At 70.6% G+C, this 20,061-nt stretch carries 22 protein-coding genes and 1 pseudogene; 13 read left to right on the top strand and 10 right to left on the bottom strand.

What is annotated here, in order from left to right; translation table 11 throughout:
- Together DRV85_RS07480 and DRV85_RS07475 are read right to left on the bottom strand one after the other, a co-directional pair.
- A complete protein-coding gene (locus DRV85_RS07480; protein WP_113288828.1) occupies window positions 1–606 on the bottom strand; it encodes an MlaC/ttg2D family ABC transporter substrate-binding protein in 606 nt (201 codons plus the stop codon).
- Complete coding sequence (locus DRV85_RS07475; protein ID WP_113288827.1) at window positions 596–1,384, bottom strand: MlaA family lipoprotein; 789 nt, start codon at window positions 1,382–1,384, stop codon at window positions 596–598. The genes DRV85_RS07480 and DRV85_RS07475 overlap by 11 nt, the downstream gene beginning before the upstream one ends.
- Window positions 1,385–1,757: 373 nt before the next feature.
- Here DRV85_RS07475 and DRV85_RS07470 point away from each other — a divergent pair, with 373 nt between their 5' ends.
- Genes DRV85_RS07470 through DRV85_RS07455 form a run of 4 tightly spaced genes read left to right on the top strand, consistent with a single transcriptional unit; the run spans window position 1,758 to window position 4,508 of the window.
- A complete protein-coding gene (locus DRV85_RS07470; RefSeq protein ID WP_113289200.1) occupies window positions 1,758–2,222 on the top strand; it encodes a RidA family protein in 465 nt (154 codons plus the stop codon).
- Window positions 2,219–2,983, top strand: a complete 765-nt coding sequence (locus DRV85_RS07465; RefSeq protein ID WP_113288826.1) for a glycerophosphodiester phosphodiesterase family protein — start codon at window positions 2,219–2,221, stop codon at window positions 2,981–2,983. The genes DRV85_RS07470 and DRV85_RS07465 overlap by 4 nt, the downstream gene beginning before the upstream one ends.
- Before the next feature lie 44 nt (window positions 2,984–3,027).
- Entirely contained in the window at window positions 3,028–4,215 is a 1,188-nt protein-coding gene (locus tag DRV85_RS07460) for a GNAT family N-acetyltransferase (protein ID WP_113288825.1), read from the top strand.
- Window positions 4,212–4,508, top strand: coding sequence for a 4a-hydroxytetrahydrobiopterin dehydratase (locus tag DRV85_RS07455; RefSeq protein ID WP_113288824.1), 297 nt, complete (start codon window positions 4,212–4,214; stop codon window positions 4,506–4,508). The genes DRV85_RS07460 and DRV85_RS07455 overlap by 4 nt, the downstream gene beginning before the upstream one ends.
- Before the next feature lie 75 nt (window positions 4,509–4,583).
- On the opposite strand, the gene DRV85_RS07450 is transcribed toward DRV85_RS07455, so the two are convergent.
- On the bottom strand, window positions 4,584–5,069 hold the full coding sequence (locus tag DRV85_RS07450; RefSeq protein WP_113288823.1) for a peroxiredoxin: 486 nt from the start codon (window positions 5,067–5,069) through the stop codon (window positions 4,584–4,586).
- Window positions 5,070–5,161: 92 nt separating this feature from the next.
- Between DRV85_RS07450 and DRV85_RS07445 the strand changes: the two genes are divergently transcribed.
- Together DRV85_RS07445 and rsmD are read left to right on the top strand one after the other, a co-directional pair.
- Window positions 5,162–6,373: an NAD(P)/FAD-dependent oxidoreductase gene (locus DRV85_RS07445; RefSeq protein WP_113288822.1), complete on the top strand. Its 1,212-nt coding sequence runs from the start codon at window positions 5,162–5,164 to the stop codon at window positions 6,371–6,373.
- A 7-nt stretch (window positions 6,374–6,380) separates the two neighbouring features.
- Complete coding sequence (gene rsmD / locus DRV85_RS07440) at window positions 6,381–6,941, top strand: 16S rRNA (guanine(966)-N(2))-methyltransferase RsmD (RefSeq protein ID WP_113288821.1); 561 nt, start codon at window positions 6,381–6,383, stop codon at window positions 6,939–6,941.
- 34 nt (window positions 6,942–6,975) lie between these two features.
- Here rsmD and DRV85_RS07435 read toward each other — a convergent pair whose 3' ends face one another.
- Entirely contained in the window at window positions 6,976–7,626 is a 651-nt protein-coding gene (locus DRV85_RS07435; RefSeq protein WP_113288820.1) for a YiaD family glycine zipper/OmpA-like lipoprotein, read from the bottom strand.
- Window positions 7,627–7,741: 115 nt separating this feature from the next.
- Window positions 7,742–8,590 (bottom strand): methylated-DNA--[protein]-cysteine S-methyltransferase, encoded by an 849-nt coding sequence (locus tag DRV85_RS07430; RefSeq protein ID WP_420820911.1) that lies wholly within the window; start codon window positions 8,588–8,590, stop codon window positions 7,742–7,744.
- A 90-nt stretch (window positions 8,591–8,680) separates the two neighbouring features.
- On the opposite strand from DRV85_RS07430, the gene nth reads away from it, so the two are divergent.
- Both nth and DRV85_RS07420 read left to right on the top strand, forming a co-directional pair.
- Complete coding sequence (gene nth, locus DRV85_RS07425) at window positions 8,681–9,325, top strand: endonuclease III (RefSeq protein ID WP_113288819.1); 645 nt, start codon at window positions 8,681–8,683, stop codon at window positions 9,323–9,325.
- A pseudogene (locus tag DRV85_RS07420) lies at window positions 9,322–10,307 on the top strand (adenosine kinase). The gene nth and the pseudogene DRV85_RS07420 overlap by 4 nt, the downstream one beginning before the upstream one ends.
- 104 nt (window positions 10,308–10,411) lie before the next feature.
- Here DRV85_RS07420 and DRV85_RS07415 read toward each other — a convergent pair.
- The 3 genes from DRV85_RS07415 to paaZ are packed head-to-tail and all read right to left on the bottom strand — an operon-like array spanning window position 10,412 to window position 13,620.
- Window positions 10,412–10,750 (bottom strand): DUF2794 domain-containing protein, encoded by a 339-nt coding sequence (locus tag DRV85_RS07415; protein ID WP_113288818.1) that lies wholly within the window; start codon window positions 10,748–10,750, stop codon window positions 10,412–10,414.
- 31 nt (window positions 10,751–10,781) lie between these two features.
- Window positions 10,782–11,591, bottom strand: coding sequence for a PaaX family transcriptional regulator C-terminal domain-containing protein (locus tag DRV85_RS07410; RefSeq protein WP_113288817.1), 810 nt, complete (start codon window positions 11,589–11,591; stop codon window positions 10,782–10,784).
- 1 nt (window position 11,592) lies between these two features.
- A complete protein-coding gene (gene paaZ / locus DRV85_RS07405; protein WP_113288816.1) occupies window positions 11,593–13,620 on the bottom strand; it encodes a phenylacetic acid degradation bifunctional protein PaaZ in 2,028 nt (675 codons plus the stop codon).
- Window positions 13,621–13,732: 112 nt separating this feature from the next.
- Here paaZ and paaI point away from each other — a divergent pair, with 112 nt between their 5' ends.
- The 4 genes from paaI to DRV85_RS07385 are packed head-to-tail and all read left to right on the top strand — an operon-like array spanning window position 13,733 to window position 17,245.
- On the top strand, window positions 13,733–14,164 hold the full coding sequence (paaI, locus tag DRV85_RS07400) for a hydroxyphenylacetyl-CoA thioesterase PaaI (RefSeq protein ID WP_113288815.1): 432 nt from the start codon (window positions 13,733–13,735) through the stop codon (window positions 14,162–14,164).
- Window positions 14,161–15,354, top strand: a complete 1,194-nt coding sequence (gene pcaF / locus DRV85_RS07395; RefSeq protein WP_113288814.1) for a 3-oxoadipyl-CoA thiolase — start codon at window positions 14,161–14,163, stop codon at window positions 15,352–15,354. The genes paaI and pcaF overlap by 4 nt, the downstream gene beginning before the upstream one ends.
- On the top strand, window positions 15,354–16,667 hold the full coding sequence (gene paaK, locus DRV85_RS07390) for a phenylacetate--CoA ligase PaaK (protein WP_113288813.1): 1,314 nt from the start codon (window positions 15,354–15,356) through the stop codon (window positions 16,665–16,667). Before pcaF ends, paaK begins: the two co-directional genes overlap by 1 nt.
- Before the next feature lie 8 nt (window positions 16,668–16,675).
- Window positions 16,676–17,245: a TetR/AcrR family transcriptional regulator gene (locus DRV85_RS07385; RefSeq protein ID WP_113288812.1), complete on the top strand. Its 570-nt coding sequence runs from the start codon at window positions 16,676–16,678 to the stop codon at window positions 17,243–17,245.
- Between the two features lie 117 nt (window positions 17,246–17,362).
- On the opposite strand, the gene rlmH is transcribed toward DRV85_RS07385, so the two are convergent.
- Window positions 17,363–17,833, bottom strand: a complete 471-nt coding sequence (gene rlmH, locus DRV85_RS07380; protein WP_113288811.1) for a 23S rRNA (pseudouridine(1915)-N(3))-methyltransferase RlmH — start codon at window positions 17,831–17,833, stop codon at window positions 17,363–17,365.
- 7 nt (window positions 17,834–17,840) lie between these two features.
- Window positions 17,841–18,209: a ribosome silencing factor gene (rsfS, locus tag DRV85_RS07375; RefSeq protein ID WP_233495430.1), complete on the bottom strand. Its 369-nt coding sequence runs from the start codon at window positions 18,207–18,209 to the stop codon at window positions 17,841–17,843.
- Between the two features lie 410 nt (window positions 18,210–18,619).
- Between rsfS and leuC the strand changes: the two genes are divergently transcribed.
- Window positions 18,620–20,023, top strand: coding sequence for a 3-isopropylmalate dehydratase large subunit (leuC, locus tag DRV85_RS07365; protein WP_113288808.1), 1,404 nt, complete (start codon window positions 18,620–18,622; stop codon window positions 20,021–20,023).
- Window positions 20,024–20,061: the final 38 nt, after the last annotated feature.

The following is a 20,061-nucleotide window of genomic DNA, read 5'->3' as shown; positions in this document are numbered from 1 at the left end:
TCAGCCCATCGTGCGCAGATCGGCGATCAGCCGGTCCAGATCGCGCCCGCGCCGGTCGAGCATCGCGCCGATCTCCTCGCGTTCGGTCAGCAGCATGTTCACCCCTTCGATGAACATGTTGAAGAAGCGATCCTCGCCCGAGCGGTCGGAGACGTGAAAATCCACGAAGAACGGATCCTCGCCGCGCAGATAGGCGATGGTGCGGACCTGGTAGTAGTTCTTGATCTGCTGGACGCTCTCGACCTCGAGCCGTCCGCCGATGAACTCGCGGAAGCGCGAGCCGTATTTGCGGGCGATGTAGCCGCGGAAGGCGTCGATGTAGGCGCGTTTCTGCGCGGCGGTCGCGCTGCGCCCATCGACACCGAGCGTATAGAGCGCGACGGTCGGCACATCGGCGTAGCGCGCGAAGATGCGCTCGAAGTCGCGATACATCGCCTGCTCGGACTTGCCGGACGCGATCACCGCGTTGATCTCGTTCACGAGCGACTGGACGAGCGACCGCGCCCGCGCCTCGGTCAGCGCAACCGCCGCGCCCGGCCACCACGCGAGGCCGGCGCCGCCCGCGATTGCGCAAATGGCCGCGCGGCGTGTGATGTCATTCGCCATAGAGTTCCTCGTAGGGGTCGGTGAAATCCGTCTCGGACGCGGCGCCGCCAGACAGCTCGAAGCGGCGGTTCTGCAGATAGATCAGCCGGCTCTGCGCGTAGCTGTCGGCGCTTTCGTGCAGGACCGAGTCGACGGCGCCGCCGTAGCGCCCGCGCTCGAGCACGCGCCCGGTGATCCGCGCGGCGCGGGCATAGGCCCTTTCGTCATGGGTGAGCACGGAGCTGAGCGGATTGGTGAAAAGATCGACGACGCGCCCGGCCGTCCGCCGCTCGGTCGAGGGGCCGAGGATCGGCAGCTCCTGGTAGGCGCCCTCGGGAACGCCCCAGACGTAAAGCGTCTCGCCGAAGTCGGTGTCGTCGGGCTCGATGCCGAAATCCGCCGCCACGTCGAAGAGCCCGCCGAAACCCAGCGTCGTGTTGACCGTGAAGCGCCAGAGATTGCGGCCCGCAAGGCCCAGCTCGCCCTGCAGCAGCCGGTTCACGGCATTCTGCGGCGCGCCGAGATTGTCCGCGAAATTGACGGCCGCGATCGCGAGGTCGGATTGCTCGCCGTCGCCGCCCGCCCCGCGGGAGAGCGGGCGCACGACCGTCCGGTCGAAGGCGCGGTTGAAGTCGTGCACCCTGCGGTTCTGCGTCTCGTAGGGGTCGTGCACCACCCCCTCGCCGCCGGGCGGCGTCGAACAGCCGGCAAGTGCGAGCGAGCAGGCGACGAGGAGCGCGGAAAGCGCGGTACGTCGCGGACGGGCGAAGGTGCGGAATGTCGACAAGGTTCCGATCATCTTTCTCGTTCAGGCTGATCCAACTTGCTACCTAGCAGCCTCCGCTGCAATGCCCATGCGCCCTTCGGGCCCCGTTCGGCGCGGCCAGGCTCCAGCCCATGCGCCGACCATGTTCAACTGCGTCGGGGCGTGCCGCGGATGCAAGGCCTTCCGTCGCTCCAGCGGTGCGCGCACCGGGGGTCGCGGCGGCGGCAAGAATGCGCTCATGCAGCGCTTCGAGCGCGCGCGAGCGTGCCGCGTGTCGAAGAGCATCCCGGTCGAAGACTCCCCGCGGGTGCGAGCGCCCCGCCGTCGCGCAGGGAATCGCGCTTTCGCATGCCGCGCGCAGGATGTAGCGTCCTGCGCGAACGTAAACCGGAGGATGGAGGCGGCGATGGCCGGACACGAGGCGCGGCTCAGGGAACTGGGGATAGAGCTGCCGGAGGCGAGCGCGCCGGCGGCGAACTATGTGCCCTTCGTGCAGGCGGGCGGCCTGCTCTACGTTTCGGGCCAGATCTCGATGGACGAGACGGGGCGGCTCATCACCGGCAAGCTGGGCGCGGACCTCGATACAGAGGCTGGCGCGGCTGCCGCGAAGCGCTGCGCGCTGATGCTGCTCGCGCAGGTCAAGGCGGCCTGCGACGGCGATCTGGACCGGCTGAAGCGCGTGGTGAAGCTCACCGGTTTCGTGAATTCCACGCCCGATTTCACCGAGCAGCCCAAGGTGGTGAACGGGGCCTCCGATTTCCTGGTCGAGGCGCTGGGCGAGGCGGGGCGGCACGCGCGATCGGCGGTCTCGGCGGGCGCGCTGCCGCTGGGCGTCGCGGTGGAGATCGAAGGTATCTTCGAAATCGCATGACGACGCTGCACCCCGAGTTCCTGCGCCGGCCCGTCGCGCATCGCGCGCTGCACGGACCCGGGCGGCCCGAGAACAGCCGCGCCGCCGTGCGCGCGGCGGTCGCGGCCGGCTATGCCGTCGAGATCGACCTGCAGCTCTCGTCCGACGGGCAGGCGATGGTCTTCCACGACTACGATCTCGGCCGCCTGACAGGCGAGCGGGGCGCAGTCGGCGCCCGCAGCGCCGACGAGCTTTCGCGCATCCCGCTCTCGGGCGGCGACGGCGAGGGTATCCCGACGCTCGGCGACATCCTGGGGATCGTGAACGGCCGCGCGCCCCTGCTGGTCGAGATCAAGGATCAGGACGGGCGGATGGGCCCCGACGTCGGCGCGCTGGAAGCGGCCGCGGCGCGGGCGCTCGCGGACTACGCGGGGCCGGTGGCGGTGATGTCCTTCAACGGGCATTCCGTGCGCCGCATGGGCGAGCTGGCGCCGCATCTTCCGCGCGGCCTGACGACCAGCGTCTTCGACGCGGAGCTCTGGCCGCATTTCCCCGAGACCCTGCGCGCGCATCTGCGCGGGATGCCGGAACTGGAGGCGAGCGGGGCCGTTTTCGTCAGCCACGAAGCCAGGGATCTCGACAACCCGCGCATCGCCGCGCTCAAGGCGCGGGGAATGCCGGTGCTGTGCTGGACGATCCGCTCGGAAGAGGCCGAGCAGGACGCGCGCCGCGTGGCCGACAACGTGACCTTCGAAGGCTACGCGGCGGCGATCCCCGCTTGATCCGCCCGGCCGGCGGCCCAGATTGAAGGGTCCGAGGGGACGCGATGCGCGACGACACCGTGGAAATCCACACGCTGACCAGTCTCGGCGGGATATCCGCCGAGGAATGGGACGCATGCGCCTGCCCCGAGGCGGCCGATGGCGGCCCGCCGCACGATCCCTTCACCACCCACCGCTTCCTCAAGGCGCTGGAGGACAGCGGCTCCGTCGGTCCCGGCACCGGCTGGGAGCCGCACTACATGACCGTCCGGCAGGGCGGGCAGGTGATCGCCGTGGCGCCGCTCTATGCCAAGAGCCACAGCCAGGGCGAATACATCTTCGACCACAACTGGGCGCATGCCTACGAGCGCGCCGGCGGCCGCTACTACCCCAAGCTGCAGATCGCGGTGCCCTTCACCCCGGCCACCGGGCGGCGGCTGCTCGTCCGGCCGGGCCACGAAGCCGCGGGACGGGCCGCACTGGTGCAGGGCGCGGTGCAGATCGCGGCGGACGCCGGCGTGAGTTCGGTCCATGTGACCTTCTGCACCGCCGAAGAGGCCGAGGCAGGCGAAGCCATGGGCCTGATGCACCGCGTCACCGAGCAGTTCCACTGGATCAACCGCGGCTACGCCGACTTCGACGCCTTCCTCGCCGATCTCTCGTCACGCAAGCGCAAGACGATCCGCAAGGAGCGGCGCGTCGCCAACGACTTCGGGGGCGAGATCCGGATGCTCACGGGCGACGACCTGCGCCCCGAGCACTGGGACGCCTTCTGGACCTTCTACCAGGACACCGGCGCCCGGAAATGGGGCCGTCCCTACCTCACGCGCGCCTTCTTCGACATCGCGCAGGAGCGGCTGCGCGACGACATCCTTCTGGTCATGGCCGAACGCGACGGATCCTGGATCGCCGGCGCGATGAATCTCATCGGCCGCGAGGCGCTCTTCGGCCGCTACTGGGGCTGCACCGAGCATCACCCCTGCCTGCATTTCGAGGCCTGCTACTACCGCGCCATCGACTACGCCATCGACCACGGCCTCGCCCGGGTCGAGGCCGGCGCGCAGGGCGAGCACAAGCTCGCCCGCGGCTACCTGCCGGCCGAGATCCACTCGCTGCACTGGATGGCCGACAAGGGCTTCGCCGAGGCCGTGGGCCGCTATCTCGAGGCCGAGCGCCGCGCGGTGGAACAGGATATCGAGGTGCTCACCGCCTACGGGCCGTTCAGGAAAGCAGATGTGGAGGAACGGGAATGACCGAGCTTCTCAGCGACACGGGCCGCGAGACCATGCTGGCGCCGCTCTTCGAGGCGGGGTGGAAGATGGTCGAGGGGCGCGACGCGATCACCAAGACCTATGAGTTCGCCAATTTCGTCGAGGCCTTCGGCTTCATGACGCGCGCGGCGCTCTGGGCCGAGAAATGGGACCACCACCCCGAATGGTTCAACGTCTACAAGACGGTCGAGGTCACGCTTTCGACGCATGACGTGGGCGGTCTGTCGTCGCTCGACGCCAAGCTCGCGCGCAAGATGGACCAGCTCGCGGGCTGACCGGGAAAGGCTCGGTCGCGCCCTTGCGGGCGCTCCTCGCGAGGAGCCCCGCCGAGGGGCGACCGAGCGCGCCGCTCACATCGCGGCGAGCAGGCCCTCGCCGGCCGAGGTCTCGCAGGCGCCGGGGTTTTCCTCGAGGTGCAGCAGCGTCACCTTGCCGTCCTCGACGAGCATCGCGTAGCGCTTCGACCGACCCATGAGCCCCGCCGGCGGCGCGTCGAAGTCCATCCCGATGGCCTTGGTGAACTCCGACAGCGGATCGGCCAGCATGGTGATCCCGGCCGCGCTCGCGCCGGTCGCCTCGCCCCAGGAATCCATCACGAAGGCGTCGTTGACCGAGACGCAGATGATCTCGTCCACGCCCTTCTCGTCGAACTGCCCCTTCGTGCGCACGAAGCTCGGCACATGCGCCGAGTGACAGGTGGGCGTGTAGGCGCCGGGCACGGCGAAGATCACGACCTTGCGCCCCTTCACCTTGTCCCCGATCGAGACCGGGGCCGGCCCCTCGGCCCCCATCGCCATGAGCGTCGCCTCCGGCAGCGTGTCGCCGACTGAGATCATCGTCCTCTCCTTCGCGGAATTGCCATTTGCACCGGGCAGGATATAGGCTCCGCCCGGCGCGGGGACCAACGGAAAAAGGGGGCGCGGACAGGATGCAGAACGTGGTCGTCGTCGGCGCCGGACAGGCGGGCGCCGCCCTGGTGGCGAAGCTGCGCGCCGAGGGCTACACCGGCAGCCTCACGCTGATCGGTGAAGAGCACGCGCCGCCCTACCAGCGCCCGCCGCTGTCCAAGAAATACCTGATGGGCGAGATGGCGCTCGAGCGGCTCTATCTCCGCCCGGAAAGCTTCTACGCCGAGAACGGGATCGACCTGCACCTCGACGAGACGGTGGTCGCCATCGACCGCGCCGACCGTCGCGTGATCGCCGGGGGACAGGCCCTGCCTTACGACGCCCTGGCGCTCTGCACCGGCGCGGTTCCCCGCCGCCTGCCCGGCGCGATGGGCGGCGAGCTGCGCGGCGTGCACGTCGTGCGCACGCTGGCGGATGTGGACGAAATGGCGCCCGCCATCCGGCCCGGCGCGCGCGCGCTGGTGGTGGGCGGCGGCTACATCGGGCTCGAGGCGGCGGCGGTCTGCCGCACCGCGGGCATGGAGGTCACGCTGATCGAGGCTGCGCCGCGGATCCTCGGCCGTGTCGCGGCCCCCGAGACGGCCGACTGGTTCCGCGGGCTGCACCGCGCAAGGGGCGTGGACATCCGCGAGGGCACCGCGCTCGACCGGCTCACCGGCGAGGATCACGTGACCGGCGCGGTGCTCGCGGACGGCGCGGAACTCGATCTCGACCTCGTCATCGTGGGCATCGGCATCACGCCGGCCACGGCGCTGGCCGAGTCGGCGGGGCTGACCATCGACAACGGGATCGCGACGGACGAGCTGGGCCGCACCTCCGACCCCGCGATCTGGGCGGCAGGCGACTGCGCGAGCTTTCCCTGGCGCGGCGCGCGCATCCGCCTGGAGAGCGTGCAGAACGCCATCGATCAGGCCGAGGCGGTGGCGCGCAACATGCTCGGCGCGGACACGCCCTACGACCCGCACCCCTGGTTCTGGTCGGACCAATACGACGTGAAGCTTCAGATCGCCGGGCTCAACGCCGGCTATACGCGGGTCGCGGTGCGGCCCGGCGCATCGGACCTCTCGGCCTCGCACTGGTATTTCGCGGGCGACCGCCTGATCGCCGTGGACGCGATGAACGCACCGCGCGACTACATGGTCGGCAAGCGCCTGATCGAGGCGGGCAAGTCGCCCGATCCCGCGGCGATCGCGGACCCTGCGACCGACCTCAAGGCTCTGCTCGCGGCGTGAGCGCCGCATGAGGATCGTCGGCGGCGTCTGGCGGGGCCGCGCGCTCGCGGGGCCCGGTGCGGCCGCGGGACTGCGTCCTACCCAGGACCGCGTGCGCGAAAGCCTGTTCAACGTGCTGGGCGGCGGCCGCTTCGGCGACCCGGTGACGGGGGCGCGGGTTCTCGACCTCTTCGCGGGCACCGGCGCGCTCGCGCTCGAGGCGCTTTCGCGCGGCGCGGCGGAGGCGGTGCTGGTGGACGACGGCCGCATCGCCGCCCGGCTCATCGCCCGCAACATCCGCGCCTGCGGAGCAGAGGCCAGCGCGACGCACCTGCGCCGCGACGCCCGGCGGCTCGGCCCCTGTCCGGGCGATGCCTTCGATCTCGTCTTTCTCGACCCGCCCTATGGCGCGCGGCTGGGCGAGGCGGCGCTCGACGCCGCGCGCGCAGGCGGCTGGATCGCGCCCGGCGCGCTCGTCATCTGGGAGGAAGGCGCCGCCGTGGCACCGCCCGAGGGCTTCACGCTTCTCGAGACGCGCCGCTATGGCGGCACCACGCTCGCTTTCCTCGAGGCCGACGAGCGGCGCTGAACCGCGCCGCTCCGCCACTGCCGAGCGCCGCCGGTCAGGCGTTCGTCGGGACGATCACCACGTCCACGCGGCGGTTGCGCGCCCGGCCCTCCGGCGTGAGATTGCTCGCCACCGGCTGCGCTTCGCCGACGCCGGTCGAGACGATCCGCGAGGGCGAGACGCCCGAGCCGATCAGCACGTTGGCGACCGACCCCGCCCGGCGCTCGGACAGGCGCTGGTTGTAGCCTGCGTCGCCGGTGTTGTCGGTGTGTCCCGTCACCCGCACGATGCTGCCTGGGTAGCGCTGAAGGCTCGCGGCCAGCGTCCTGAGCTCGTCCTGGAAGGCGGGCTTCACCGCGGCGCTGTCCACGTCGAAGAGGATGTTGTCGGTGAAGCTGACGACGAGTTCGTCGCCGGTATTCTCGATGAGCACCCCGTCCTGCTCGAGATCCCGGCGCAGCTCGGCCTCCTGCCGGTCGAGGATCGAGCCCGTCACCGCGCCGCCGACCGCGCCGAGCACCGCGCCGGCCGCGGCGTTGCGGCGGCGTTCCTCGGGGTCGTTGCCCATGATCGCGCCCAGCGCGGCACCGAGCCCGGCACCCACCATGGTGCCCTGGCGCGTGTTGCGGTTGGGGTCGTTCGGGTCCACGGCGCAGCCTGCCAGCAGGACGAGCGACGCGGTGGCCGCAAGGATCGGTTTCTTCATCGATACGCCTTTCTGCCTCGGCCCGCCACGCGGGGCCTCGGCGCGACACTAACCCGTGGCGCGCGCCGGGAAAACCGCCCCGCTGCACGAAATGAGCAGCATTTCGCGCGCCGGTTCACGCCTCGGCGCGCGCGGACTCCCAGGCGAGCATGGCCCGCTTGACCGGCAGTCCCCAGTGATACCCCGTGAGCTTGCCCGAACCGGCGATCGCCCGATGACAGGGAATGAGCCAGCTCACCGGGTTGCGTCCGACCGCCCCGCCCACGGCGCGGGCGGCGCCCGGTGCGCCGACCGCCTCAGCGATCCGGCCGTAGGTCGTGACGCTCCCGGAGGGAATCGTGAGCAGCGCCTCCCAGACCTTGATCTGGAAAGGCGCCCCGAAGACGTGCAGCGCCACGCGCCCCCCTCCGCCGAAGGCCGCCCCGACCCAGGGCGCGACCGCCTCGGGCGCCTCCGTGAATCCCGCCTCGGGCCAGCGCGCGACCATGTCCGCGAAGGCCGCGTCGCGCCCCGTCTCCTCGGCGAAGGCGAGGCCGCAGAGCCCCTGATCGGTGCCCATCGCGAGCACCTCGCCGAAGGGGCTCGGGAACCAGCCGTAGCGGATGCCCAGGCCCGCGCCGCGCCGGGCGTAATCGCCCGGCCGCATCGCCTCCCACCGCAGGAAGAGGTCGTGCAGCCGCCCGCCGCCCGAAAGCCCGGCGGCATGCGCCGCCTCGAGCGTCGAGAATCGCTCGCGAAGGAGCGCCTTGGCATGGCCCAGCGCGAGGTATTGCTGATACCGCTTGGGCGAGACGCCGACCCAGCGCGAGAAGACCCGCTGGAAATGCGCGGCGCTCATGCCGAGCCGCGCCGCGAGCTCCTCGAGCGACAGCTCCGCGTCGGCGGCGTCGATCACGTCCAGCGCCCGGCGAATGACGTGGTAGTGATAGCTCTCCTCGGCGGCGTCCATCTGCTCGCCCCTCATGCGTTGCGCTCCTGCATCTTCTAGGGGGCCTGCTGTGCCCGCGCGACCCGGATGTTGCGCATCCCGCCCCCGCAAGGCATGACAGGCGCCATGGCCGCACAGCTCGACTATCACTCGATCCGCGAGATCTTCGCGCGGTTCCGTGCCGCGGAGCCGGAGCCGAAGGGCGAGCTGGAGCACGTCAACGCCTACACGCTCCTGGTCGCGGTCGCGCTGTCCGCGCAGGCCACCGACGCCGGCGTGAACAAGGCCACCCGCCGCCTCTTTGACGTGGCGGACACGCCACAGAAGATGCTGGAGCTGGGCGAGGAAGGGCTGATCGAGCACATCAGGACGATCGGGCTTTACCGCAACAAGGCGAAGAACGTGATGAAGCTGTCGCGCATCCTCGTGGAGGACTACGGGGGCGAGGTGCCCTCTTCGCGCGCGGCGCTGCAGTCGCTGCCGGGCGTGGGGCGCAAGACCGCGAACGTCGTGCTCAACATGTGGTGGCGGTACCCGGCGCAGGCGGTGGACACGCATATCTTCCGCCTCGCCAACCGGAGCGGCATCGCGCCGGGCAAGGACGTGCTGGCCGTGGAGCGCGCCATCGAGGACCAGGTGCCGGCGGAGTTCCAGCTCCATGCGCATCACTGGATGATCCTGCACGGCCGCTACGTCTGCAAGGCGCGCAAGCCGCTCTGCGCGACCTGCCTCATCCGCGACCTTTGTGCCTACGAGGAGAAGAATCTGTGAAGACCTACAAGGTGGTCGGCATCGGCAACGCGATCGTCGACGTCATCAGCAACTGCGACGACGGTTTCCTGTCCAGGATGGGCATCGAGAAGGGGATCATGCAGCTGATCGAGGGCGACCGCGCCGAGTTTCTCTACGAGGCGATGCAGGACCGCTGGCAGGCGCCGGGCGGCTCGGTGGCCAACACGCTGGCCGGGATCGGGAACCTCGGGCTCAGGACGGCTTTCATCGGCCGGGTGCGCGACGACTCGCTCGGCCGCTTCTACGCCGACAACATGGCCGGGGACGGCACCGACTTCCCCAACACCCCGAAGCCCGAGGGAGAGGCGCCCACCTCGCGCTCGATGATCTTCGTCACCCCCGACGGCGAGCGGTCGATGAACACCTATCTCGGCATCTCCGCCGAACTGGGACCCGAGGACGTCGATCCGCGCGTGGCGGGCGACACCGAGCTTCTGTTTCTGGAGGGTTATCTCTACGACAAGCCCAAGGGAAAGGAGGCCTTCACCGCCGCCGCGCGCGCCTGCCGCGCCGCGGGGGGAATGGCGGGCATCACGCTGTCGGACCCGTTCTGCGTGGACCGCCACCGCGCGGATTTCCGCAAGCTGGTGACCGAGCTCGACTTCGTGATCGGCACGAGCACGAGTGGGAGTCGCTCTACGAAACCGACCTCTCCGCCGCGCTGGAACAGGCCGCCTCGGAAAGCGGGCTGATCGTCTGCACCCGCTCGGGCCACGACGTGGTGCTGGTGCGCGGCGACGAGGAGGCGCGCGTGCCGGTCGAACAGGTCACGCCGGTGGACGCCACCGGCGCGGGCGACCAGTTCGCGGCCGGCTTCCTCTACGGCCTCGCCACCGGCCAGTCGCTGGAGGTGGCCGGCCGCATGGGCGTGGTCGCCGCGCGCGAGGTTATCTCGCATTACGGCGCGCGACCCGAGGCGGATCTGAAGGCGCTCTTCGCCGAGGCCGGGCTGCCGGTCTGAGGCGCCGCCGAAGGGGGCTTTCCGCCCCCGCTGCCGCGCGCGGCGCGGCATTCACCCCCGAGTGAATCTTCGGCAAGAGGAAGGACCGGGCGCGGCCCTCACCGTCATTCCACCGTGCGGATCAGCTTGCGCTCGAGCACGCGCAGGACGGTCCTGAGATCGTGCCCGCGCTTGAGCACCTGGCCGTCCATGCCGATGACGGCGTATTGGCCCTGCCGGTTCCGAAGCCTCGGGCGCTTCTCGATCCGGTAGAGCGGGTGCTCCGCGGTGCGGCGGAAGACCGAGAAGACGGCGACGTCGCGCAGGAACGAGAGGCCGTAGTCGCGCCATTCGCCGGCGGCCACCATGCGGCCGTACAGCGACAGGATCACGTTGAGCTCCGAACGGTCGAAGGAGACGCGGTCGGCCTGCCCGGCGGCGCCGAAGGGGATGGGGGCCTGCATGCTGTCACAGTTGCGCCCTTTGGCGCGCAAATCAAGACGCCTGCGCGAAGCGGCGGGCCAGCGCCGCGCCCGCGGGCGGCATAGCGGGCATGCGGGCGTCCGCCGAATCGAGCCACGCCTCGGCCTTCGGCGTGAGCGCGCGCCAGGCGCGCGCCACCGCCGCCCGCGGATCCCGCGGCGCCTCCTGCGGCAACAGGACCGGCGGAAGCTCGGGCCAGCGCAGGACGAGCCGCCGCCAGCGGTGGATGAGCAGAGTGCGCGCGGCCGCGGCGTCGAGCGGGCCGAGCGCCAGGCCCTCGAGCGCGGCGAGATCGGCGGCCAGCGCGGCGAGCGCGGCGCGATGCGGCTCGGGCAGCAGCGCCTCGGCGAAACCGGGGGCGAGGGCGGAGAGCGCCCCGGTGACGGCGAGGTCTGCGTCCCCCGCCTCGGCCTCCGGGATCAGGCGCAGGCTCGGCGCGACCGGAATGCCCTGCGCGCCCGCACCGCCCAGCGCGAGCGTCCAGCGGTGCACCTCGCCCTCGCGCGGGGGGGCGTAGATGCGTTCCGTGGCCGGGGCGAAGCGCGCCAGCCCGCTTTCGCTGAGGCGGTAGAGGCTGAAGCGTCCCTCGCGCTCGGCCATGACCCAGCCGTCGCGCCGGAGCCGCGAGAGCGCGGTGCGCAGCGCGCCGGGCTCCACCCCGATCCGCCCCAGCAGACGCTGCAGCCGCGTGGTGGCGATGCGGCCGCCGCGCGGCTGCACGCTGTCGCCGAAGACGGTGATGACCAGCGACCAGACGCGCGGCCGCCCCTCCGCGTGCAGCGCGTCGATCAGCGGCGCGAGAGGGTCGGCCGGCACGTCCATCTCAGCGGGTGTAGGCGACCATCGTGAGCAACTCGTACTGCGCGACCTGCTCGCCGTCCTGGTTGGTCATCGCCACGTCCCAGGCGACCTCGCCGTACTCGTCGGTGCGGCGCGTCTTGCGCTTGGCCGTCAGCCGCACCTTCACCTTGTCGCCGGGGCTGACGGGCTTCTGGAAGCTCAGCGCGTTGAGGCCCGTGTTGGCCAGCACCGGTCCCGGATCGGGCTGCACGAAGAGCCCCGCGGCGAAGGAGATCAGCAGGTAGCCATGTGCGACGCGGCCGGGGAAGAAGGGGTTCGCCTTCGCCGCCTCCTCGTCCATGTGGGCGTAGAAGGTGTCGCCGGTGAACGCGGCAAAATGCTCGATGTCGTCGAGCGTGACCTCGCGCGCCTCGGTATGGATCGTCTCGCCGATCTCGATCTCGGTGAAGGTGCGCTGGAAGGGGTGCGTGGGTCCGGTCCTTTCCTCGGCGCCCCGCACCCACTGCCCGCCGATCGCGGTCAGGATGTCGGGGCTGCCCTGCACCGCCGTGCGCTGCATGTAGTGCAGCACGCCGCGCACGCCGCCCAGCTCCTCGCCACCGCCCGCGCGGCCCGGGCCGCCGTGCACCATGTGCGGCAGGGGCGAGCCGTGGCCCGTGCTTTCCTTCATCGAGGTGCGGTCGTTGAAGTAGAGCCGCCCGTGCCAGGCCGCCGCCTCCAGCGTGATCTCGCGCGCCACGGCCGGGTCATGCGTGATGACCGAGGCCACGAGCGAGCCCTCGCCGCGGTTCGCGAGCGCCGCCGCATGCGGCAGATCGCGGTAGGGCAGGAGGGTGGAGACCGGGCCGAAGGCCTCGATGGCATGCACGGCAGAGGCGCTGTCGGGATCGGGGCAGCGGAAGAGCATCGGCGGCAGATAGGCGCCCTCGGCCGGGGCGTCGATCAGCTCGAACTGGTCGGGGTCGCCATAGACGCGCTCGACCTCGCCGGCGAAGGCCGCGACCTTTTCCAGCACGTCGCGCTTCTGATCGGCCGAGGCCAGCGCGCCCATGCGCACGCCCTCGGCGTCGGGGCGGCCCACGGTGGTTTTCGCCAGCCGTTCGGCAAGCGCCTCGGCCACCGCGTCGATCTGGGCCTCGGGGACGATCATGCGGCGGGTGGCGGTGCATTTCTGCCCCGCCTTGGTGGTCATCTCGTTCGCCGCCTCCTTGACGAACAGATCGAACTCCGGCGTGCCGGGCGTGGCGTCGGGACCGAGGATGGAGGCGTTGAGGCTGTCCTGTTCGGCGTGAAAGCGGACCGAGCGGCGCAGCAGGTTGGGATTGGACCGCAGCTTGCCCGCGGTGTCGGCCGAGCCGGTGAAGCTCACCACATCCTGCGGGCCGAGCCGGTCCAGCAGGTCGCCCGTTCCGCCGATGACGAGCTGCACCGCGCCCTCGGGCAGCAGCCCGGACTCGATCATCATGCGAAAGCACGCCTCGGTCAGGTAGCAGGTCTGCGTCGCGGGCTTCACGATCGCGGGCATGCCGGCCAGCAGGGTCGGCGCCAGCTTTTCCAGCATCCCCCAGACGGGGAAGTTGAAGGCGTTGATGTGCACCGCCACGCCGCGCAGCGGCACCGCGATGTGCTGGCCCAGGAAGCTGCCACCCTTCGACAGCTGCTCGACCGCGCCGTCGAGATAGACGTGGCCGTCCGGCATCTCGCGCCGGCCCTTCGAGGCGAAGACGAACATCGTCCCGATGCCGCCGTCGATGTCCACGCCGCCGTCGCGCCGGGTGGCGCCGGTGAGCGGGTTGATGGCGTAGAGTTCTTCCTTCCGCTCGTTGAGGTAGGTCGCCAGCGCCTTGAGCATCTTCGCGCGCTCGTGGAAGGTCATGGCGCGCAGTTCCGGGCCGCCGGTCCCCACCGCCCAGTCGATCATCGCCTGGAAATCGAGGTCGGTGCCGCCTGCGCGGGCGATCTCCTTCCCCTCGACGGGGCCGAGGATGGAACGGGCGCGGTCGCCGGGCGCGACCCAGCGGCCGGCGGCGTAGCTTTCGGGTGCGAGCATGAAGTGCCTCCTTCGGGTTTGCGCGAGCATGAACGCGGACGCGGCGGAAATCAACACTCTTGACCGCTCGGTCGGTTTTGTGCAGGGTGCCGCCGGTCGAGGGAGGTGAGCCGTGACACCGCAGGAACGGGCCGAGAAAAGCGCGGCGGCGATGTGGGCCAACGACCGCGCGTCCAAATGGCTGGGCATGTCGCTCGACGCGGTTGGCCCCGGCACCGCGACGCTGAGCTTCGAGGTGCAGGACCATCACCTCAACGGGCACGACATCTGCCATGGCGGCTACATCTTCACGCTCGCCGACAGCGCCTTCGCCTTCGCCTGCAACAGCTACAACCAGAACGTGGTGGCGCAGATGAACGTCGTCACCTTCCTGTCGCCGGGCAAGGCCGGCGAGCGGCTGACGGCGGTGGCGCGCGAGCTCAGCCGCTCGGGCCGCTCCGGCATCTACGACGTGGTCGTGACCGCGCCCGACGGGCGCGAGGTCGCGCAGTTCCGCGGCCATTCCCGGCAGATCGCCGGACAGCATTTCGAGGAGGATCAATGACCGACGCCTATCTCTGCGAGGGCCTGCGCACGCCCGTCGGCCGCTACGGCGGCGCGCTTTCGGCGGTGCGCCCCGACGACATGCTGGCCCACGTCATGCGCGAGGTCGTCAGGCCCTTCGACGGGCTCAGGATCGACGAGGTCATCATGGGCTGCGCCAACCAGGCGGGCGAGGACAACCGCAATGTCGCCCGCATGGCCGCCCTGCTGGCCGGGCTGGGTGAGGAGGTGCCCGGCACCACCGTCAACCGCCTCTGCGGCTCGGGGCTCGATGCCGTGGGCATGGCCGCGCGCATGATCCGCTGCGGCGAGGCCGACGTGGTGCTGGCCGGCGGGGTGGAGAGCATGAGCCGCGCGCCCTTCGTCATGCCGAAGGCAGAGACGGCGTTTTCCCGCAACAACGCGGTCCACGACACCACCATCGGCTGGCGCTTCGTCAACAAGCTGATGCAGAAGCAGTACGGCATCGATTCGATGCCCGAGACGGCCGAGAACGTGGCCGAGGAGTTCAACGTCTCGCGCCACGACCAGGACGTTTTCGCCCTGCGGTCGCAGACGCTGGCGATGGCGGCGATCCAGTCGGGCCGCATGGCGCGCGAGATCACGCCGGTGACCATTCCGCAGCGCAAGGGCGAGCCGGTCGTCGTGGACCGCGACGAGCACCCGCGCGACACCTCGCTGGAAAAGCTGGCCTCGCTCCACGCGCCCTTCCGCGAGAACGGCGTTGTGACGGCGGGCAACGCCAGCGGCGTCAACGACGGCGCGGCGGCGCTGATCGTCGCCTCGAAGGCGGCGGTCGAGAAATACGGGCTCACCCCCCGCGCCCGGATCACCGGCATGGCGACGGCAGGCGTGCCGCCGCGCATCATGGGCATCGGCCCCGCACCCTCGACCAAGAAGCTGATGGAGCGGCACGGGCTCTCCATCGGCGACATCGACCTGATCGAGCTGAACGAGGCCTTCGCCTCGCAGTCGCTGGCCGTGCTGCGCGAGCTCGGCCTGCCAGACGACCCCGACCACGTGAACCCGCACGGCGGCGCCATCGCGCTCGGCCATCCACTGGGCATGTCGGGCGCGCGCCTCGCGCTCTCCGCCTCGATCACGATGGGCGACATGGGCGCGAAACGCGCCGTCTGCACCATGTGCATCGGCGTGGGACAGGGAATCTCGCTGCTTCTGGAGGCCGTCTGATGGAAGACCTCTCGCCCAAGCCCGGAGACCTCGAGCACATCGAGACCGCCTCGCGCGACGAGATCGAGGCGCTGCAGCTCGAGCGCATGAAGTGGTCGCTGCGCCACGCCTACGACAACGTGCCCTTCTACAAGGAGAGCTTCGACAAGGCGGGCGTGCACCCCGACGACCTCAAGGCGCTGTCGGACCTCGCGAAGTTCCCCTTCACGGTCAAGACCGACCTGCGCGACAACTACCCCTTCGGGATGTTCGCCGTCCCGCGCGAGAAGGTCATCCGCATCCACGCCTCCTCGGGCACGACGGGGCAGCCGACGGTGGTGGGCTACACGGAAAACGACCTCGACGTCTGGGGCACGGTGGTTGCGCGCTCGCTCAGGGCCGCGGGCCTGCGCCCCGGTAACCTGCTGCACAACGCCTATGGCTACGGGCTCTTCACCGGCGGGCTGGGCGTGCACCTCGGGGCCGAGAAGCTGGGGCTGACGACGGTCCCGGTCTCGGGCGGCATGACGCCGCGGCAGGTGCGGCTGATCGAGGACTTCCGCGCCGACGGCATCACCGTCACCCCCTCCTACGCGCTCTCGATCATCGACGAATACGCCGCGCAGGGCCTCGACCCGCGGAACTCGCCGCTCAAGGTCGGCATCTTCGGCGCCGAGCCCTGGACCGACGCGATGCGCCGCGAGATCGAGGAGGCCTTCGACATGCACGCGGTGGACATCTACGGCCTCTCCGAGGTGATGGGCCCGGGCGTCGCCAACGAATGCGTCGAGACCAAGGACGGCCTGCACGTCTGGGAGGATCACTTCTACCCCGAGGTGATCGACCCCAACACCGGCGAGGTGCTGCCCGACGGCGAGAAGGGGGAGCTCGTCTTCACCTCTCTGACGAAAGAGGCTTTCCCGATCATCCGCTACCGCACCCGCGACCTGACCCGCCTGATGCCGGGCACGGCCCGCAGTCTGCGGCGGATGGAAAAGATCACCGGACGCTCCGACGACATGATCATCCTGCGCGGCGTGAACGTCTTTCCCACGCAGATCGAGGAACAGCTGATGACGGTGCAGGGCCTCGCCCCCCACTTCCAGCTCGAGCTCGACCGCATCGGCCACAAGGATCAGATGCGCGTGAAATGCGAGTGCACGGCCGACTACGCGGCCCCCGAGGCGCGGATGCGCGCGGGCCAGGATCTGCGCCACAAGATCAAGAGCGTGATCGGCGTGACCGTAGTGGTCGAGGTCGAGGATCCGGGCGCGGTCGCGCGATCCGAGGGCAAGGCCGTGCGGATCGTGGACAACCGGCCCAAGGACGGCTGACGAATCCGGTGGCGCGGGGACTCGCACGCGATCACGACGCCAAGCGCGCGGCGTTGCGCAAGGGCGCGGCGCGCTACTTCGCGCGCCACGGCTACGACCGCGCTTCCATAGCCGGCGCCGCGCGCGACTGCGGCGTGTCCAAGGCGCTGATCTACCACTACTACGACAGCAAGGAGGCGCTGCTCTTCGATATCCTCGACGCGCATCTGAGCCACCTCGTCGCGGTGGTCGATGCGGCGCGTCCCGAGGGCGTCCGCGGCCTCGTGCGCGCGATCCTCGACGCCTACGAGGACGCCGACGCCGAGCACAAGCTGCAGCTCGAGTCGCTCGACGCGCTTCCGCCAGAGATGAAGGCCCCGCTGATGGAGGCGCAGCGCCGGCTCGTGCAGGCGATGAGCGCGGCGGTGGCGGAGGAGGCCCCGCACCTCCCCGCCGACCGGCTGCGTGCTGTGACGATGTCCGTCTTCGGCATCCTCAATTGGGTCTACATGTGGCACCGCCCCGGCAAGGGCCTCACGCGTGCGGCCTACGCGGAGCTGGCAAGCGACTTCGTGCTGGCCGGGCTGCGGGGCGTCTGACCCGGCGGTGCGCCCGGCCGCGAGGGCGCAATCGGGTATTTATGGACCATTGAATGACCGCCCGCTTTCAATGGTCTTCAAATACCCCCGCGCGGAGCGCAGGCGCCGCAGGCGCCTTCATGCCCGGTGATAGGGCGTGCCCGCGAGGATCTGGGTGACGCGATAGAGCTGTTCGGCCAGCATCACGCGCGCCAGCGCATGCGGCCAGACCATGCGCCCGAACGAAAGGCTCAGGTCCGCGCGATCGCGCAGGGCCGGGTCCAGCCCGTCCGCGCCACCGATGAGAAACACCACCTCGGGCCGACCGGCGTCGCGCCAGCCGGTGATTCGCTCGGCGAGTTCGGGGGAAGAAAGGGCGTGCCCGCGCTCGTCCAGCGCGACGCACACGGCATCGGGCGGCAGCTTGCGGGTCAGCAGCGCGGCCTCGGCCGCCGGCCCGCCGCCCTTGCGGTCCTCGACCTCGGCTTCGTCGAAGGGGCCAAGGCCAAGCCTGCGCCCGGCGCGCCCCGCGCGCGCGAGGTAATCGTCGATCAGCGCGCGTTCGGGTCCGGCGCGCAGCCGGCCGACCGCGCGGATGGTCAGCCGCAAGGGCGCGTCAGGCGCGGCTCGCCGCCGCCGCGGGCTCCAGCCACATCTTCTCGAGCTGGTAGAATTCGCGCACCTCGGGGCGGAAGACGTGCACGATCACGTCGCCTGCGTCGATCAGCACCCAGTCGCCGGCCTCCTTGCCCTCGACGCGCGACAGCACGCCGAGATCCTGCTTGAGGCTGTCGACCAGACGATCGGCGATGGCCGCGACTTGCCGTGCGCTGCGGCCCGAGCAGATCACCATGTGATCGGCGATCGCCGACTTGCCGCGCAGGTCGATCTGCACGATGTCTTCGGCCTTGCTGTCGTCGAGGGTTTCGAGCACGCGGGAGAGCAGCGCCTCGCGCAGATGCTCCGGGTCGGGGGTGCCCGTCACGGGCGTCCCTGTGTCTGCGGCACGGGCCGCGTTGACGTCGAGAGACAGAACATCGTCCTCCTTGCTTGTCGCGCCGCATAGCGCCCCGGCGCCGGGCGTGGGTCAAAGGTAGCAATCCGGGTGCGACAATTCAATGAAGCCGCGCAGTCCCGGCCGGATCGGACGAGTCAGCGCGGCAAGGCTCCCGCCGGCGACGGAACGGCAGCCTTGGCGCTTGCGAGTCGTCCGGACGGGCTGTATCTGCTTGGGGCATGACCCGGGTCTTCGACATGGACGACCGTGCGCGCCTCCCCTGGCGCTTCTTCGGCGCCGCGCGCAGCGTGCTCGCGCGTCCCGCCTGAGACCGCGGCGCCGTCCGGCGCCTCCTGCCCCCTGCCCGAGCCATACAGCCACTCACCGGGAGAGACCGAATGTCCCCCAAGACGCTCTACGACAAGATCTGGGACGCCCATCTCGTGCATGAGGACGCGGACGGCACCGCGCTCATCTACATCGACCGCCACCTCGTCCACGAGGTCACCAGCCCGCAGGCCTTCGAGGGGCTGCGCATGGCCGGGCGCAAGGTCCGCGCGCCGGAGCGCACGATCGCCGTGCCCGACCACAACGTGCCCACGACACCCGACCGCGTGGACCACATCGACGACGAGCAGAGCCGCATCCAGGTCGAGGCGCTGGACCGCAATGCGCGCGACTTCGGCGTGACCTATTATCCCGTGAGCGACGTCCGGCAGGGCATCGTCCACATCATCGGCCCCGAGCAGGGCTGGACCCTGCCCGGCATGACGGTGGTCTGCGGCGACAGCCACACCTCGACGCACGGCGCCTTCGGGGCGCTCGCGCACGGTATCGGCACGTCGGAGGTCGAGCATGTGCTCGCCACGCAGACGCTGATCACCCGGAAGTCCAAGAACATGAAGGTCGAGGTCACTGGCCAGCTGCCGCCCGGCGTGACCGCCAAGGACATCACCCTCGCGATCATCGGCCGCACCGGCACCGCGGGGGGCACCGGCCACGTCATCGAGTATTGCGGCGAGGCGATCCGTTCGCTCTCGATGGAAGGCCGCATGACCGTCTGCAACATGGCGATCGAGGGCGGCGCGCGCGCCGGCCTGATCGCGCCGGACGAGACGACCTTCGATTATGTGAAGGGCAGGCCGCACGCGCCCAAGGGCGCGCAGTGGGAGGCCGCGCTGGCCTGGTGGCAGACGCTGCGCTCGGACGAGGACGCCCACTGGGACAAGATCGTGACGCTCGACGCCTCCGAGATCGCGCCCGTCGTGACCTGGGGCACCTCGCCCGAAGACGTGCTGCCGATCACCGGCGCCGTGCCCGACCCGGAAAGCTTCGAGGGCGGCAAGGTCGAGGCGGCGAAGCGCGCGCTGCAGTACATGGGGCTCGAGGCAGGCACGCCGCTCGACCAGATCCCGATCGACGCGGTCTTCATCGGCTCCTGCACCAACGCGCGGATCGAAGACCTGCGCGCGGCCGCCGCGATCCTCAAGGGCCGCAAGGTCAAGGAAGGCGTGCGGGCGATGGTGGTGCCCGGCTCGGGCCTCGTGCGGGCGCAGGCCGAGGAAGAGGGCATCGCGGATGTTTTCAAGGAGGCGGGGTTCGACTGGCGCCTCGCCGGATGCTCCATGTGCCTCGGCATGAACCCCGACCAGCTCAGCCCGGGCGAGCGCTGCGCGGCGACCTCGAACCGCAACTTCGAGGGCCGGCAGGGCCGCGGCGGGCGCACGCATCTGATGTCGCCCGCGATGGCGGCCGCCGCGGCCGTCACCGGACGGCTCACCGACGTGCGCGAGCTGATGTGAGCGGCATGGGCACGGGCGACGCAGGGCGCGGCTGAGGT

Origin of the sequence: Rhodosalinus halophilus (assembly GCF_003298775.1) — a bacterium.
GTDB lineage: Bacteria > Pseudomonadota > Alphaproteobacteria > Rhodobacterales > Rhodobacteraceae > Rhodosalinus > Rhodosalinus halophilus.
Note: the sequence above shows the minus strand (reverse complement) of the source record. Positions and strands in the feature narration are given on the sequence as shown.

Excerpts from the sequence above, each read along its gene's own strand:
- DRV85_RS07480 (WP_113288828.1), bottom strand. The coding sequence starts at position 606 with ATGGCGAATGACATCACACGCCGCGCGGCCATTTGCGCAATCGCGGGC.
- DRV85_RS07475 (WP_113288827.1), bottom strand. The coding sequence starts at position 1,384 with ATGATCGGAACCTTGTCGACATTCCGCACCTTCGCCCGTCCGCGACGT.
- DRV85_RS07470 (WP_113289200.1), top strand. The coding sequence starts at position 1,758 with ATGGCCGGACACGAGGCGCGGCTCAGGGAACTGGGGATAGAGCTGCCG.
- DRV85_RS07465 (WP_113288826.1), top strand. The coding sequence starts at position 2,219 with ATGACGACGCTGCACCCCGAGTTCCTGCGCCGGCCCGTCGCGCATCGC.
- DRV85_RS07460 (WP_113288825.1), top strand. The coding sequence starts at position 3,028 with ATGCGCGACGACACCGTGGAAATCCACACGCTGACCAGTCTCGGCGGG.
- DRV85_RS07455 (WP_113288824.1), top strand. The coding sequence starts at position 4,212 with ATGACCGAGCTTCTCAGCGACACGGGCCGCGAGACCATGCTGGCGCCG.
- DRV85_RS07450 (WP_113288823.1), bottom strand. The coding sequence starts at position 5,069 with ATGATCTCAGTCGGCGACACGCTGCCGGAGGCGACGCTCATGGCGATG.
- DRV85_RS07445 (WP_113288822.1), top strand. The coding sequence starts at position 5,162 with ATGCAGAACGTGGTCGTCGTCGGCGCCGGACAGGCGGGCGCCGCCCTG.
- rsmD (WP_113288821.1), top strand. The coding sequence starts at position 6,381 with ATGAGGATCGTCGGCGGCGTCTGGCGGGGCCGCGCGCTCGCGGGGCCC.
- DRV85_RS07435 (WP_113288820.1), bottom strand. The coding sequence starts at position 7,626 with ATGAAGAAACCGATCCTTGCGGCCACCGCGTCGCTCGTCCTGCTGGCA.
- DRV85_RS07430 (WP_420820911.1), bottom strand. The coding sequence starts at position 8,590 with ATGAGGGGCGAGCAGATGGACGCCGCCGAGGAGAGCTATCACTACCAC.
- nth (WP_113288819.1), top strand. The coding sequence starts at position 8,681 with ATGGCCGCACAGCTCGACTATCACTCGATCCGCGAGATCTTCGCGCGG.
- DRV85_RS07415 (WP_113288818.1), bottom strand. The coding sequence starts at position 10,750 with ATGCAGGCCCCCATCCCCTTCGGCGCCGCCGGGCAGGCCGACCGCGTC.
- DRV85_RS07410 (WP_113288817.1), bottom strand. The coding sequence starts at position 11,591 with ATGGACGTGCCGGCCGACCCTCTCGCGCCGCTGATCGACGCGCTGCAC.
- paaZ (WP_113288816.1), bottom strand. The coding sequence starts at position 13,620 with ATGCTCGCACCCGAAAGCTACGCCGCCGGCCGCTGGGTCGCGCCCGGC.
- pcaF (WP_113288814.1), top strand. The coding sequence starts at position 14,161 with ATGACCGACGCCTATCTCTGCGAGGGCCTGCGCACGCCCGTCGGCCGC.
- paaK (WP_113288813.1), top strand. The coding sequence starts at position 15,354 with ATGGAAGACCTCTCGCCCAAGCCCGGAGACCTCGAGCACATCGAGACC.
- leuC (WP_113288808.1), top strand. The coding sequence starts at position 18,620 with ATGTCCCCCAAGACGCTCTACGACAAGATCTGGGACGCCCATCTCGTG.